The 14,008-nt window shown below is 54.8% G+C and carries 13 protein-coding genes and 1 pseudogene; 11 read left to right on the forward strand and 3 right to left on the reverse strand.

Translation table 11 applies throughout. The annotated features are described in order from the left end of the window. Positions 1-40: 40 nt before the first annotated feature. Genes AC2FLA_RS00690 through AC2FLA_RS00700 form a run of 3 tightly spaced genes read right to left on the reverse strand, consistent with a single transcriptional unit; the run spans position 41 to position 2,861 of the window. Entirely contained in the window at positions 41-955 is a 915-nt protein-coding gene (locus AC2FLA_RS00690) for a sugar phosphate isomerase/epimerase family protein (RefSeq protein ID WP_496719728.1), read from the reverse strand. 10 nt (positions 956-965) lie between these two features. After that, positions 966-2,120 (reverse strand): Gfo/Idh/MocA family protein, encoded by a 1,155-nt coding sequence (locus tag AC2FLA_RS00695; protein WP_496719730.1) that lies wholly within the window; start codon positions 2,118-2,120, stop codon positions 966-968. A 12-nt stretch (positions 2,121-2,132) separates the two neighbouring features. Then, positions 2,133-2,861 (reverse strand): SDR family NAD(P)-dependent oxidoreductase, encoded by a 729-nt coding sequence (locus tag AC2FLA_RS00700; protein ID WP_496719732.1) that lies wholly within the window; start codon positions 2,859-2,861, stop codon positions 2,133-2,135. 177 nt (positions 2,862-3,038) lie between these two features. On the opposite strand from AC2FLA_RS00700, the gene AC2FLA_RS00705 reads away from it, so the two are divergent. The 11 genes and pseudogenes from AC2FLA_RS00705 (at position 3,039) to AC2FLA_RS00755 (ending at position 13,603) form a co-directional block, all read left to right on the forward strand. Further along, the gene (locus AC2FLA_RS00705) at positions 3,039-4,067 is read left to right on the forward strand and encodes a LacI family DNA-binding transcriptional regulator (protein WP_496719733.1); all 1,029 of its coding nucleotides are present in this window, start codon (positions 3,039-3,041) and stop codon (positions 4,065-4,067) included. 76 nt (positions 4,068-4,143) lie between these two features. After that, positions 4,144-5,304 carry a fatty acid desaturase family protein gene (locus AC2FLA_RS00710; protein WP_496719735.1) on the forward strand — a complete coding sequence of 387 codons (1,161 nt, stop codon included), beginning with the start codon at positions 4,144-4,146 and terminating at the stop codon, positions 5,302-5,304. Beyond that, positions 5,304-5,615 carry a MocE family 2Fe-2S type ferredoxin gene (locus AC2FLA_RS00715; protein WP_496719737.1) on the forward strand — a complete coding sequence of 104 codons (312 nt, stop codon included), beginning with the start codon at positions 5,304-5,306 and terminating at the stop codon, positions 5,613-5,615. Before AC2FLA_RS00710 ends, AC2FLA_RS00715 begins: the two co-directional genes overlap by 1 nt. A gap of 22 nt (positions 5,616-5,637) precedes the next feature. Further along, positions 5,638-6,687, forward strand: coding sequence for a hypothetical protein (locus AC2FLA_RS00720; RefSeq protein WP_496719739.1), 1,050 nt, complete (start codon positions 5,638-5,640; stop codon positions 6,685-6,687). A gap of 109 nt (positions 6,688-6,796) precedes the next feature. Then, positions 6,797-7,338, forward strand: a pseudogene (locus AC2FLA_RS00725) (DDE-type integrase/transposase/recombinase). Between the two features lie 615 nt (positions 7,339-7,953). After that, the gene (locus AC2FLA_RS00730; protein ID WP_058274871.1) at positions 7,954-9,300 is read left to right on the forward strand and encodes a substrate-binding protein; all 1,347 of its coding nucleotides are present in this window, start codon (positions 7,954-7,956) and stop codon (positions 9,298-9,300) included. A 113-nt stretch (positions 9,301-9,413) separates the two neighbouring features. Further along, on the forward strand, positions 9,414-10,445 hold the full coding sequence (locus AC2FLA_RS00735) for a branched-chain amino acid ABC transporter permease (RefSeq protein ID WP_496719741.1): 1,032 nt from the start codon (positions 9,414-9,416) through the stop codon (positions 10,443-10,445). Between the two features lie 3 nt (positions 10,446-10,448). Next, a complete protein-coding gene (locus tag AC2FLA_RS00740; RefSeq protein WP_496694899.1) occupies positions 10,449-11,654 on the forward strand; it encodes a branched-chain amino acid ABC transporter permease in 1,206 nt (401 codons plus the stop codon). 10 nt (positions 11,655-11,664) lie between these two features. After that, positions 11,665-12,420, forward strand: a complete 756-nt coding sequence (locus tag AC2FLA_RS00745; RefSeq protein ID WP_058277369.1) for an ABC transporter ATP-binding protein — start codon at positions 11,665-11,667, stop codon at positions 12,418-12,420. Positions 12,421-12,429: 9 nt separating this feature from the next. Continuing rightward, entirely contained in the window at positions 12,430-13,185 is a 756-nt protein-coding gene (locus AC2FLA_RS00750) for an ABC transporter ATP-binding protein (protein WP_496719743.1), read from the forward strand. 109 nt (positions 13,186-13,294) lie between these two features. Next, on the forward strand, positions 13,295-13,603 hold the full coding sequence (locus AC2FLA_RS00755) for a Dabb family protein (RefSeq protein WP_496719745.1): 309 nt from the start codon (positions 13,295-13,297) through the stop codon (positions 13,601-13,603). Positions 13,604-14,008: the final 405 nt, after the last annotated feature.

Here is a 14,008-nt window from a genome sequence, read left to right on the forward strand (position 1 = left end):
TTTTCCTCCCAGATTTAGTCATTTCAATTTAATAATTTCTTCACTTGATGAATGGTGACAGGACATCCCGGGCCAGCAGAAAACCCCGCTTGACCTTTTCGTCAGTCCCTTCAAACAACCTGTCTTCATGTTCGATAATGATCGGACCGTCGTAACCGGCGCGGTACAGGCCGGAAAAGAAACCGGACCAATCCACATCGCCCAGCCCGCAAAGTCGCGGGATTTGCCATCCCATACCGGTTGACATCACCCCGTTCTCATAAAGCCCGTCCTGGTCAACCATCACGTCCTTGGCATGGACATGGGCCATGTATAGGCCAAATTCTTTGATGAACCGTTTTTGATCGATGAACTGCCAGATCAGATGTGAAGGATCGAAGTTCATGCCAACCGCATCGCCCCATTCCTCGAATATCCGCCGCCAGATTCTTGGCGAGTAAGCAATGTTGTGACCTCCGGGCCATTCGTCATAGCTGAAGATCATCGGGCAGTTCTCAAAGCACAGACGTACTCCGGAGTTTTGAGCATGCTTCACGATCGGGTCGAAAATTTCGATGGCACGCTCCCAGTTCGCGTCGAGATGCAAAGTGCGATCTCCGCCGACGAATGTGTTGACAACTTTGATGCCCATTACGCCAGCGGCTGTGACTACCTTGTTAAGATGCCCAATGACTTCAGCCCGGTGCTCTGCATCGGCGTGGAGCGGGTTGGGATAGTACCCCAGACCCGAAATCTCGATACCCTGATCGCCGAGCTGCCCGACAATTTCAGTGCCCTGGTCCGCAGAAAGGCCATCTACGTTGATGTGGCTGGTTCCCGCATAGCGCCGTTGTTCGCCACCTGACGATGGCCAGCAGGCGACCTCCATCGCCGAAAACCCATTGGAACCGGCCCAGGCCGCCACCTCAGTCAATTGAGAGTTTTCGAATGGTGCAGTCAGTAAGCCCAGTTTCATGTCATCGCCCTCAAATCTCGCTCAAATCGACCCAGCGGCTCTCACTCGCCGATTTCACGACGGCATCGCAGAACTGCATCTCGTAATGGCCGTCCTCAAATGTGGCCCATGTGCTGCCTTGTTGCCGCCCGCCTGCGATGACGTCGGCATAGACCGCCCGGAAAAAGTTGAAGAATGAATCTGCGAACCCTTCAACATGCCCGGGCGGCAAGGTGGCGGCTGCGATCCCCGGACCGTTCATCAAGGTGAAGTCACGCATCAGGGTCTGGTTGGGCGCGTCACGATGCCCAATGAACAGATGATCAGGAGTTTCACTGTCCCAAGCCGCACTGGCATTTGCTCCGGCGATGTCCCATTGCAACGAGTTCTTTCGACCCATGTTCACCTGCGATGTGCTCATCACGGCCCGCGCTCCGTTCTCATATCGGATAAGGATCATGGCAGCATCGTCGGTATCGATGTGCACAGTCTTGGTTTCGCCGGTTCCGCTGGTAAATGTCTCAACCGGGCCAAGAGGTTTCTGGCGTTCCGGAAGGAAGGTTGTCAGCTCTGCAAAGACGGAGGTCGCCTTCAACCCTGTGACGAAGCTGGTCAGATCAACCCAGTGCGTTCCGATGTCACCAACCGATCGCAGCGCGCCGCCCATTTCGCTTTCCAACCGCCAATTCCAGTCTGTGGATTTGGCCAGCCAGTCCTGATGGTAGTGCCCGGTAACAAAACGGATATCACCCAGATCCCCGGCCATGACCATGCCATGGGCTTGTTGGTTCAGCGGATAAAAGCGAATGTTGTAACAAACCGCTGCAATCTTGCCAGAAGCCTTGGCAAGGTCGACCATCTCGGCGCTTTCGACGGACGTCATGGCAAGTGGTTTCTCGCAGATGACGTGTTTGCCCGCAGCCAGGATTGATTTCACTTGCGGATAGTGTGCGTGGTTAGGGGTCGTTACGTGCACTACATCGATGTTTTCATCCGTCAACAGATCCTCCAGAGAGTCATAGGCGCGGGCCACGCTCATTGCCCGCGCCCGTTCCCGTCCGCGCTCTGGCGATGACCCAAGAACACCTCTTACGTCCACGCCCAGACGCCGAAGCGCCTGAACGTGCACTGTTCCTATGAAGCCGGTCCCGATCACTGCGGCGCGAATTTCCGCGAAGTCACTCATTGTGTGCTCCTGTCAAACAACCGAATACCCTCCGTCCACGACCAGGCATGTGCCAGTCACAAAAGCCGCGGCATCGGATGCGAGAAACATGGCTGTTCCGGCAATATCTTCTGGGTGACCCCAGCGAGCCAAGGGTGTGCGTGCTTCAACAGCTGTTGTGAAGCTGGCGTCTTTTCGGGCTTTCGCGGATTGCTCGGTCACGATGAACCCCGGCGCGATCGCGTTCACCCGAATACCGTCTTTGGCCCACGCAATCGCCAGTGATTTTGTAAGTTGTTCCACGCCAGCTTTTGACGCGCCATAGGCTGGGTTGAGTGGTGAACCAAAGCGCGCATACATGGACGCCACATTTATGACGCGCCCTTTCGCGACAGAAAGGGCAGGGTGCAGCGCTTCGGCGCAGCGAAAAGACCCTGTTAGATTTACGTCCAACACGTGGGAGAAGAATTCGGGCGCCATTTCCTTGCCACGCTGTGTGACCGCAGCGCAATTGACTAAAACGTCAATATGGTCGCGTGTGCTTGCGAAATTGTAGACTTCGTCGGTGTCGGTTACATCCAGTTGAATGTAGTCAAACCGGGCGGCGTCCTCTTCGGCGCATTGCGGTTCCACACCGGTAATCTCCACTGTGGCACCCGAGTCCTGGAATTCTCTTGCAATAGCGGCACCAATTCCGGCTCGGCTGGCACCGATCACCAGAACCTTTGCTCCGGCAAAGTCGAATGTGACCTTCGAAACCATCAAAGAACCCGGCTTTTGTTGCGTTTGAATTCGGATGCCATCAGTTTCCCTCGTTTGGCGAAATCGCTACTGTAATCGATTACATTTTGGGAAAAACCCACTTTCCAAATGGTGTAATCGATTACATAATCGGCATCACATGAGATTCGAGTCAAGCCAGAAATCGACTGCCAAGCAATGAGCAAGATACCCAAGCCCGCCACGATACAGGACGTCGCACGCGCCGCGCTGGTGTCGACAGCCACCGTCAGTCGTGTTCTGTCCAATCCCGATCTGGTGTCAAAATCGACGCGGGTCGCTGTCTTGGAAGCCATTCGCGAGACGGGATATCGTGTTAATCAAGCTGCCCGAAACCTGCGGATGAAAAGGGCGGGGGCGGTACTGATCCTGGTTCCCAACCTCGGCAAACCTTTCTATTCGGGCATACTTGCCGGTATTAGCGAAGGGTTTGCGGGTTCGGACTATGCAGTTCTGATCGCCGATACCGAAAGTAATCCGCTCCAGGAAGAAACTCTTGCTGGGTACTTTCGAGACGGCCGGATAGATGGCGCAATCTCTTTGGATGGTGGCATTCCTTCGTCCGCGCTTCAGCAATGCGTCACATACGGCGCGGGCGACCGCATAGTATTTTTGTGTGAGTGGGTGGAAGGCGAGGCCTTTCCGGTGATTTCCAGCGACAACGCCGAAGGTGCGCGGTTGGCGATCAGGCACCTGCATGGTTTGGGCCACAAGAAAATCGCGCATGTTACCGGTCCTGACGGGAATGTTCTGACGACCGCTCGGCGTGAGGGTGTGGTCGAAGAACGGACACGCTTGGGGCTTCCAGCGCGGCCCGAGTGGATTATCAGGGGAGACTTCTCGCTGGAATCCGGACATGAGGCCGCCAGAAGAATACTTGCGATGGATGAGCGCCCAACGGCAGTTTTCTGCGCTGCGGATATGGTTGCTTTTGGATTGATTTCCGGGCTGGTCGCGGGCGGGTTGAAGGTACCCGGTGACATTTCGGTTGTTGGTTTCGACGACATCGAAATGTCGGGGTCGTACGTTCCCGCGCTGACAACAATCCGACAGGACCGGCACCAACTGGGGCGCCGTGCGGCAGAGGTATTGCTGGGCCAGTTGGCGAACACTGGCAAATCACTCCCAATGAAATCAGCGCTTCCCGTAGAGCTTGTAACACGGGCGAGCTCTGCGCCGCCCAATTAGCGCAGTCAAAATCTAGGCGCCTTTGCTATAGTCTAGCCAGAAGCGGGACGCGCTGTGAGCGATGGAGAAAGGGGAAATGAGTAAGTCAACCACACCCATTGGCTCTGAACTCACTGTTCGGGATTATTCCCTGACTGGTGTGAATACGCGTCAAGCGATAGAAAACGGTCTGTCGGCCGCAGAGTGGTACCACAGCGAGGTTCCTCGTAAGGAACTGAAATCGCTTATGAAACGCAGGGATGCGCCGGCCATTCGTGACACAGTAATTTGGATCGCTCTGCACTTTGTTTTTGCGGCTGGTGGGCTGTACTTTTGGGGCAGCTGGCTTTGCGTGCCTTTCTGGTTTGCATACGGCGTCGTGTATGGTTCTGCCTGCGACAGCCGTTGGCACGAATGCGGACACGGAACGGCGTTTCGAACCCGCTGGATGAACGACGTCGTGTACCACATCGCGTCCTTCCAGATCATGCGAAACCCGGTCAACTGGCGCTGGAGCCACGCGCGGCATCACACCGATACACTCATTGTTGGCCGCGATCCGGAAATAGCGTGGATGCACCCGATCAGCCTCGTACTGAAGGCGCTTGCGTTTGTGGGGATTGTTGAAACGTGGACTTCGCTCAAAGTTCTGATGCGAAATGCGATGGGAAACTTGTCGCAAGAAGAGTGGGATTACATTCCGGAAAGCCAATGGCCCAAGGCGGTCTTTTGGGCGCGGGTTCACATTGCAATCTACGCCGCTGTTTTGGTGGTTTCACTTGTATTGCTTGTCTCTGGGGCCGGATGGAAATCTCTGATCCCAATACTCTTGATCGGAGGTCCTCGGGTCTATGGGTGCTGGCATTTTGTAATGACGGGGTTGCTGCAGCATGGAGGGCTTGCGGAGAACGTTCTTGATCACCGGTTGAATTCCCGCACACTTTACATGAACCCGATAAGCCGTTGGGTTTACTGGAACATGAACTACCATATTGAGCATCATATGTTCCCGATGGTTCCGTATTACTCTCTTCCAGCGCTTCATGATCTGATCAAGGATGATCTGCCGCCGCCGAACACTTCGATTTGGGATGGCTACAGGGAAATGATGGGCTCCGTCATGAAGCAGCGTGTTGACCCGAGTTACGCCATACGAAAGTCTCTCCCGCCGACGGCCCGCCCATATCGGGAACATTTTCACTTGGCAGTTCCGGAGAGAAACACGGGGTTAGAAATCGGTGATCGAGGAGGAACGTAATGCCTTGGGTTGACGCATGCGCCGTAGACGATGTTGAGGAAGAAGATCTCATTCGTTGGGACCACGACGGTAGAGCCTACGTGATTGTTCGTAGTTTGGACAATGAGTTCTATTGCACTGATGGTCTCTGTACACACGAACAAGTGCACTTGTCGGACGGGCTGGTGATGGGCAGCGAGATAGAGTGCCCCAAGCATAATGGGCTATTCGACTATCGCACGGGCAAAGCTTTGAGGGCGCCCGTATGTGAAGATCTCCGCACCTACGAAACCAGAGTAGGAAATGGTCGCATCATGGTATTGGTAGGATGATTTATTGGGTTAGGAGTGGTTTGTGATCGAACTGTCCGCAAGGGGCATCCGGCTTTCATTCGATTTGCAGTTTGGGTTGATTGAGAGTTTCAGTGTGTACGACGGTGACGCAGAGATTTCACCACTGCATCGCGCCCCTTGGGTCGGCACAGACGAAGTTATGCCCGAAGGTATAGCACCTCATTTGGAAAAACTCGGCGGTGATTTCTTCTGCGCCCCATTCGGGTCAACTGAGGGGAAATCGCCGCTGCACGGGTGGCCAGCTAACTCTCGTTGGAGATTAGAAAAAAAGACCGACAGCTATTTGCGCGCTGAGCTCGACAGAACGGTCTATGGAGCTAGGCTGCAAAAAGAGATTACACTGCATCCTGAACATCCATTTGTCTATCAGCGCCACACTTTCATTGGTGGCGACGGCGTGGTGCCAGTTGCAAATCACGCAAATGTATCCTTGCCCAATGGCGGGATCATTCAAACCTCTCGAAAGCAGTGTTGGAGAACGCCTAAGGTCGCGCAGGAAGTTGATCCGGCATTGGGCTATTCAGCGCTTAATTATCCGGCTGAAAGCCAAACGTTGGCATCTTTTCCCGGGAAAGACGGCGATGTGAATCTGTCAAACTACCCATGGTCTCCGCAGAGTGAAGACTTTGTTGTTGGATTGGAATCGCCTGAAGAGAAATTGGGTTGGACCGCGGTAACTCGCCCCGTGGAAGGTGACATGTTCCTGTCGCTTAAATCGGCTCAGGCTTTGCCGATGACGATGTTGTGGCATTCGAACGGTGGTCGATATTATGCTCCTTGGTCGAGCCGCCACTTCGCCTGCCTTGGGGTTGAGGAAGGGGCCGCGTCGCCCATCCTGGGAAATGTCGAAAACAGTTTCCCGAACGATCACGGCGTCATTCATCTAAACCCCGATCGCCAAGTTGAGGTTACACATGTAATCGGGGCGTTTCGTTGGCGTAGTGGAGCCAGGGTGATTGCAGTTGAGACTCTGGGAAACCAGCTCTTGATCCGAAGTACAGAAAATCAGGAGTTTCTTGTGCCATTCGATCCGCAAGCCCTGAACATTTGAACGTGTGGTGCCAGGGGAAATTGGCTTGAGACAGGCAGGGCAGTTTCGTAGCTTCGCTTAATGACAAAAACGCTCACTTCTTCGCTGCTTCAAAACCAACCCTGAGGTCATTCGTCCAGCAGTGATGGTGTAGTTTCAATTCTGGTTGAATAGGTTTGGCCCAATCTGTGCCGCAGAAATTAGCCGAAAGCACATAAATCGGATGCGATGTTCCGCGAACTGGTAGCGGCATCTAAATAAGGTTATTGTTGAAGATCAACGGCAAGCAATATTACCTGTGGCGGGCAGCCGACCATGAAGGCGAGGTGCTGAAAAGTTATTTCACGAAGCGCCGTGATCGTGTTGCGGCCCTTATACACCCGAAAAAAGCGATGAATCGATACGGCCAGCCAGGTTTCGTCGTAACTGACAAATTGCTCTCTTACGACGCGGCGATGAAAGTCATAGGGAATGCCTCAAAGCAAGAAACTGGCCGTTGGAAGAACAATCTTGCTGAGTATTCACATCTTCCGTCGGCGAAAAGAACGTGCGATGCTCTGCATCCGGCAAATGTGATTTTTGCAAAAGTTTGCCGCAGACGACTCTATCGTCCATAGTCACTTCAATCATGAACGGCAGCTTTACTCACGCGACATGTTCAAACACAGTTAAACCGCCGCTCTTTCCGCGTGGAGCCAACTTAGTTCCGCCTAGTTTCCGGTTTTCTGAAGTAGACTGAGACTGGTACGAATTTGTCTGACAGCCCCGCCACTCATACCTGCCTCAATTCAAATGTGTTTTCTGCCGCAACGCCTTACCCAAATATCGGGGCGCTCGAACTGCCGCGTTTCGGGCGGCGGCAAAATCCGCTGCGGTCCGGTGCAATCCAGTCCAGCCCCGTTTGCCGTTTGGCCTGAGCGCCCGGTTTACATCAGGATCAATCGAAATAGACAGCGAGCCGCGTTGTATTGATACAGTACCGCAGGTGGCCAATTCCTGGTCTCATGCTCAGCTTGCACCCAACTGCCCATGCGCTATGGCTACCATGCTGGAGGCACAAGATAAGTCCCCCACGATGACTGGCGCGACACTGCCGGGGCAGGGCTGGCTGTCACTTTCTTTACAAAAATTCTTAAATTTCGTGAACAAATTTACAAAATTTTGTTTCAATACTAGTAATTTATTGAGAAATTTTCAGTCCGATTTCCATTATTGGAATGCACAAAAGTGCGCTTTCGTCTGCTGGAAGAGGAGCCAAAGGACGAAAAATGGAAATGGGAGGAATAAATGACTAAGAAAAATGTCACGCGCCGCGGCGTGCTGAAGTCTGGTGCCGTTGCAGGTACCGGTCTGGCCCTGCCTACGATCTTTACGGCTTCGTCCGCCGCTGCCTTTACGAATGAGCCGACAGGGTCATCCGTCACTCTGGGCTTCAATGTTCCGCAAACCGGACCTTATGCCGACGAAGGCAATGACGAATTGCTGGCGCAACAGCTGGCGGTCGAACATCTGAACGGCGAAGGTGACGGTGGTTGCTTGAACACATTCTCGTCGAAGGCGCTTCAGGGGAACGGTATCCTCGGCAAGAAGGTCGGGTTCGTCACCGGCGACACCCAGACCAAATCGGATGCAGCCCGCGCATCGGCCAAATCGATGATCGAAAAAGACGGCGCAATCATGATCAATGGTGGTTCGTCCTCGGGCGTGGCCGTTGCGGTTCAGGGCCTGTGCCAAGAGGCGGGCGTCATTTTCATGGCTGGCCTGACACATGCAAACGACACCACGGGCAAGGACAAGAAGGCCAACGGTTTCCGTCACTTCTTCAATGCCTACATGTCGGGTGCCGCTCTGGCGCCGGTGCTGGCGGCTGAGATGGGTAAAGAGCGTCGCGCCTATCACCTGACGGCCGACTACAACTGGGGCTGGACCCAGGAAGAGTCGATCGTTGCCTCGACCGAAGCCCTGGGCTGGGAGACGGTCAACACAGTTAAGACGCCACTGGCGTCGACCGACTTCTCGTCCTACATCGCACCGGTTCTGAACTCTGGCGCGGACGTGCTGGTTCTGAACCACTATGGCGGGAACATGGTGAACTCGCTGACCAACGCGATCCAGTTCGGTCTGCTCGACAAGGTTGCAAACGGCAAGGACTTCAAGATCGTCGTGCCACTGTATTCCGAGCTGATGGCCGCTGGTGCGGGCGAGAACATCAAGGGCGTGCTCGGGTCGATGAACTGGAACTGGCAGCTGCAGGATGAGGGCACCAAGGCCTTCGTGAAGTCCTTTGGTGAGAAATACGGCAAGCCGCCGTCCAACTCTGCTCAGACCTGTTATGCGCAGGTGCTTCTCTATGCGGATGCGTGTGAGCGTGCGGGCACCTTCAACCCCTGTGGTGTTGCCGAAGCTCTGGAAGACTTTGAGTTCGACGGGCTTGGCAATGGTCCCACCTGGTATCGCGGTGCCGATCACCAGTGCTTCAAGGACGTATTGGTTGTGCGTGGCAACGAGAACCCGACCAACGCCTATGACACGCTTGAAATCGTCGAGATCACGCCGCGTTCGCAGGTCGAGTACGATCCCGAGCACCCGATGTTCGCCGGTGGCGAACTGGGCAAGTGCAATCCGGGCGCGTAAGCCTTTTGGCGAAAGTCTGACCGTCGTTCTCGGCGGTCAGACGTCTTACGGCCAGGCCTGTGGGCCTGGTCCCAACCACTCAATCCACACTGACCAACCCTGAGGTGGGCCCAATGGACGCCATCCTACTGCAAATACTCAACGGTCTGGACAAGGGCTCGGCTTATGCGCTGATCGCGCTGGGTCTGACTCTGATCTTCGGGACGCTCGGCGTCGTGAACTTTGCCCACGGGGCTTTGTTCATGATTGGCGCGTTCTGCGCCGTTACTTTGCAAAAGCTGCTGAACCTGAGTTTCGTGACCCTGGATGAAACCCAAAAAGACTTTCTGGGTAATCCGCTGAAGGTCGAAACCCCTTTTATCGAGGCCTGGTTCGGCCCCGAAGTCGGCGCAACGATTATTGACTGGTCCGTTCCGCTGTCCATCCTGTTTGCGATCCCGATCATGCTGCTGGTTGGCTATGTGATGGAACGCGGGCTGATCAAACATTTCTACAAGCGCCCGCATGCAGACCAGATCCTGGTGACCTTTGGCCTTGCGATCGTTCTGCAGGAAATCGTCAAGTATTTCTTCGGCGCCAACCCGATCCAGACCCCTCCGCCTGATGTGCTGAGCGGATCTGTCGATCTGGGCACCATGGTTGGTTTTGATCCCAATGCAATCATCTACCCGATCTGGCGATTGGTTTATTTTGGCTTTGCCGTAGGCATCATCGGGGCAGTGTTTTCGTTCCTGCAGTTCACCACCTTCGGGATGGTTGTCCGCGCCGGAATGGCTGATCGGGAAACGGTGGGCCTGCTGGGCATCAATATTGACCGCCGGTTTACCATTATGTTTGGCATTGCTGCCGGTGTCGCTGGACTGGCCGGAGTGATGTACGGGCCGATCAACCCGCCGAACTACCACATGGGGATGGACTTTCTGGTCCTTAGCTTCGTCGTGGTTGTTGTCGGCGGAATGGGGTCATTGCCAGGCGCCGTTCTGGCAGGCTTTTTGCTGGGCATTCTGGAAAGCTTTGCCTCGACCACCTGGGCCACCACAACGATCCCGGGCATCAATCAGATCATCATCTACCTTGTCGCCATCATCGTGCTGCTGACGCGTCCGCGCGGGCTGATGGGGCGCAAGGGCGTGATGGAGGAATAATCAATGTTGGGACTGAATAAAAAAGACACCAGCCTGCTGATCGTCGTCGCACTCCTGACCTTGCTGGCACCTTTCATCCTGAACCCGTTTCCAGAGGGCAGCGCCATGGCGCAGTTCAACGCGGGTTACCCGGATTTGATGCAGAGGTTCGTGATTTTCGGGATATTCGCCATCGGGTTCAATATTCTGTTTGGCCTGACCGGGTACTTGTCCTTCGGTCACGCGGCCTTTCTGGGCGTGGGTTCATACTCGGCCGTTTGGATGTTCAAACTGCTCAGCTACAACGTCATTCCAGCCATCGCGCTGAGTGTCGTCGTCGCGGGCCTGTTCTCACTACTTATTGGGTTCATCAGCCTACGGCGGTCGGGGATCTATTTCTCGATCCTGACGCTGGCCTTCGCACAAATGAGCTTTGCGCTGGCCTACTCGGTACTGTCAAATCCCAAGTTTAACCTGACGAACGGGGAAACCGGCCTGCAGGTTTATGCGGACGATCCGCAGATCCTGCAGGGCGCCAACGCGCCGGATTTACCGCATCTGTTTGGATTGCCAATGCGCGCGACGTACACGATGGATGTGGGCGCGTGGAGCTTTGACTTCAACGCGGGTTACTACTTGTGCGCAATCATAATGATGGTCGTGTTCTACCTGTCTATCCGTATCTTCCGGTCGCCTTTTGGCATGATGCTGCGGGCGGTAAAATCGAACCAGCAGCGGATGAACTATACGGGTCTGAACTCCAAGCCATATACGCTCGCGGCCTTTGTGATCTCGGGCATGTATGCCGGTTTGGCCGGCGGCTTGATGGCCGCCATGGACCCGCTGGCCGGTGCCGAACGCATGCAGTGGACCGCCTCGGGCGAGGTGGTTCTGATGACGATCCTCGGTGGTACGGGCACGTTGATCGGCCCGGTTCTGGGCGCAGGTTTCATCAAGTATTTCGAGAACATTTTCTCGAAGATCAACGACAACGTCCTGCATAGCTGGTTCGCGTTCCTGCCTGACGGGTTGGAGGACGCCGTGGTGTTCGTGATTCATCCGTTCATCGGCAAAGGCTGGCACCTTACGCTGGGCATCCTGTTCATGCTGGTTGTCATCTATCTGCCGGGTGGTCTTGTCGAAGGTGGGCAACGTTTGCTCAAGCGCTTCAAGCGTAAGAAAAAAGATACCGACGATGCGCCGTCGGGCAAAACAGAACCGGCGGAATAAGGGGCGAGAAATGGCAATTCTAAGAGTCAAAGACGTCAGCAAACGCTTCGGTGGCCTCAAGGCGCTGACAGATGTGAACCTCAATATCGAAGAGAACTCGGTTCACGCGATCATCGGCCCCAATGGCGCGGGAAAATCGACGCTGCTGAACTGTCTGGTGGGCAAGCTGATGCCGGACACCGGGTCGGTGTTGTTCAACAACAATTCGGTTCTGGGACTCGAGCCGTTCCAGATCAACCAGATGGGCATCAGCCGCGTGTTTCAAACGCCTGAGATCTTTGGCGAGCTGACGGTGATGGAGAATATGCTGATCCCGATCTTCGCGATGCGGGATGGGGCATTCCGTATGCATGCCTATGAGACCATCGCTCGCGAACGTGAGGTCGTCGAACAGGCCGAAGTCATGCTGGAAGAGATGAACATGGCCGACAAACGCGAAATGCACGCGGCGTCGCTGTCTCGGGGCGACAAGCGGCGACTTGAGATTGGCATGTGCCTCAGTCAAAATCCGCGGCTGTTGTTGCTGGACGAACCTACGGCTGGCATGGCGCGGGCGGACACCAACAACACCATCGATTTGCTAAAACAGATCAAGGATGAGCGCGACATAACCATCGCCATCATCGAGCATGACATGCATGTGGTCTTCAGCCTTGCGGAACGCATCACAGTTCTGGCGCAAGGGACGCCGCTGGTCGAAGATACTCCAGAAAAAATCCGTGGACATCCCAAGGTTCGTGAAGCCTATCTGGGCGAGGCGGCGTAAGGAAAAGCTATGAACGAGAAACCCGACTTTTCGAAAAACGCCAATATGGCCAGCACCGCGCCTGCGTTCCTGTCTGTATGGGACATGCATTCGTATTACGGAGAAAGCTATATCGTGCAGGGCGTCAGCTTTAATGTGCACGAAGGCGAGATTCTGGCGCTGCTTGGACGGAACGGAGCTGGCAAAACCTCGACACTCCGGTCGATTGCGCGGGTAGGCGATCCCGAAGTAAGGCACGGTGAAATCTGGCTGGATCATCAGCCGCTACACAATATGACAAGCTACGAAGCGGCGTCTGTTGGCCTTGGCCTTGTACCGGAAGACAGACGAATTATCCCAGGGCTGACCGTTGAGGAAAACCTGCAGCTTGCCCAGATTGCACCGCCGGTCGGATGGTCCCTGGAGCGGTTGTATGAACTGTTCCCGCGTTTGGGCGAACGCAGGAAACAAGAGGGGATTACGTTATCGGGTGGCGAACAACAAATGCTATCAATCGCCAGAGCCCTTGCCCGGGATATCAAGGTCCTGCTTCTGGATGAGCCTTACGAAGGTCTGGCCCCGGTCATTGTCGACGAGATTGAAAAAACACTGGCCCATGTCAAGCAACAGGGCATGACCACGATCATCGTCGAACAGAACGCCGTCCGAGCATTGGAGTTAGCCGATCGCGCGATCATTCTGGACACCGGCACTATCGTATTTGATGGGACGGCGAACGAGGTGCTTCAAGACACCGGCCTCCGCGAGGAGTATTTGGCCATCTAGGGCAGGCTCGAAGTCTTAGGAACATTCTGGTTGCAAACGCCTTAGTTATGGTGACGCTCGAATTCTTCGGACGCTTGCGCTCCTACACTCTTGATCAAGGCAACTAACTATGATCCGCCATATAGTCCTGACAAAATTCCGGTCCGACGTGACAGAAGAGACCATCGGGAAGATTTACAGGGGCCTGTCGGACTTGACCGATGCCCTGCCGGGTGCAGGCGGGTTTACCGGTGGCCGCAGTGAAAGCCCTGAACAGATCGAACGCGGTTACAAGCATGGGTTTGTGATTGATTTCGACGATTGGGCCGCATTGGGCAGCTATCAAAACAACGAGAGGCACAAAGCGCTGGGCGCGCAGTTGGTCGAAAACACCGTGGGCGGCATCGACGGAATTCTGGTCCTGGATTTAGAGGTCTGAGACAGTGAAACTGTTTCAGCCAAATTCCGAAGGGCTGATTGAAACGGTGTGCTGAACGGTGCAGCGTGGTGCCGCGCGCCCGTGTCCCTGTAAGCGTTCGGCGTCAAGTTTGCGATCTGCGGAAACGACCCTGATCAGCTTGATCATCAATGATTTGACGAACCCCAATTTACTGAATTCGCGGTGCCGACGCAGACGGCGCCAAGGCGCAGAAGGGGCGAACGACGGCGCATTCTACCCTTGCGAAAACGGCAATAGTTGCACGACGAACATCGGATTACTTGTCTTCCAGCGGTCAATTTTTTATACTGCTTCGTACATTTTTTTGAATTTTTTAATGTTCACGAGTGCATTTGGTTTGCCCGAGTTGCGACAGCGAAGAGCGTGTTCCGGCGACCAGTTCGG

It is taken from the genome of Ruegeria sp. CDSA033 (assembly GCF_059612305.1).

What these genes read in the sequence shown, in the direction of transcription:
- AC2FLA_RS00740 (WP_496694899.1), top strand. Translation starts at nt 10,449, where the DNA reads ATGTTGGGACTGAATAAAAAAGACACCAGCCTGCTGATCGTCGTCGCA.
- AC2FLA_RS00755 (WP_496719745.1), top strand. Translation starts at nt 13,295, where the DNA reads ATGATCCGCCATATAGTCCTGACAAAATTCCGGTCCGACGTGACAGAA.
- AC2FLA_RS00710 (WP_496719735.1), top strand. Translation starts at nt 4,144, where the DNA reads ATGAGTAAGTCAACCACACCCATTGGCTCTGAACTCACTGTTCGGGAT.
- AC2FLA_RS00700 (WP_496719732.1), bottom strand. Translation starts at nt 2,861, where the DNA reads ATGGTTTCGAAGGTCACATTCGACTTTGCCGGAGCAAAGGTTCTGGTG.
- AC2FLA_RS00705 (WP_496719733.1), top strand. Translation starts at nt 3,039, where the DNA reads ATGAGCAAGATACCCAAGCCCGCCACGATACAGGACGTCGCACGCGCC.
- AC2FLA_RS00745 (WP_058277369.1), top strand. Translation starts at nt 11,665, where the DNA reads ATGGCAATTCTAAGAGTCAAAGACGTCAGCAAACGCTTCGGTGGCCTC.
- AC2FLA_RS00750 (WP_496719743.1), top strand. Translation starts at nt 12,430, where the DNA reads ATGAACGAGAAACCCGACTTTTCGAAAAACGCCAATATGGCCAGCACC.
- AC2FLA_RS00695 (WP_496719730.1), bottom strand. Translation starts at nt 2,120, where the DNA reads ATGAGTGACTTCGCGGAAATTCGCGCCGCAGTGATCGGGACCGGCTTC.
- AC2FLA_RS00690 (WP_496719728.1), bottom strand. Translation starts at nt 955, where the DNA reads ATGAAACTGGGCTTACTGACTGCACCATTCGAAAACTCTCAATTGACT.
- AC2FLA_RS00715 (WP_496719737.1), top strand. Translation starts at nt 5,304, where the DNA reads ATGCCTTGGGTTGACGCATGCGCCGTAGACGATGTTGAGGAAGAAGAT.
- AC2FLA_RS00735 (WP_496719741.1), top strand. Translation starts at nt 9,414, where the DNA reads ATGGACGCCATCCTACTGCAAATACTCAACGGTCTGGACAAGGGCTCG.
- AC2FLA_RS00730 (WP_058274871.1), top strand. Translation starts at nt 7,954, where the DNA reads ATGACTAAGAAAAATGTCACGCGCCGCGGCGTGCTGAAGTCTGGTGCC.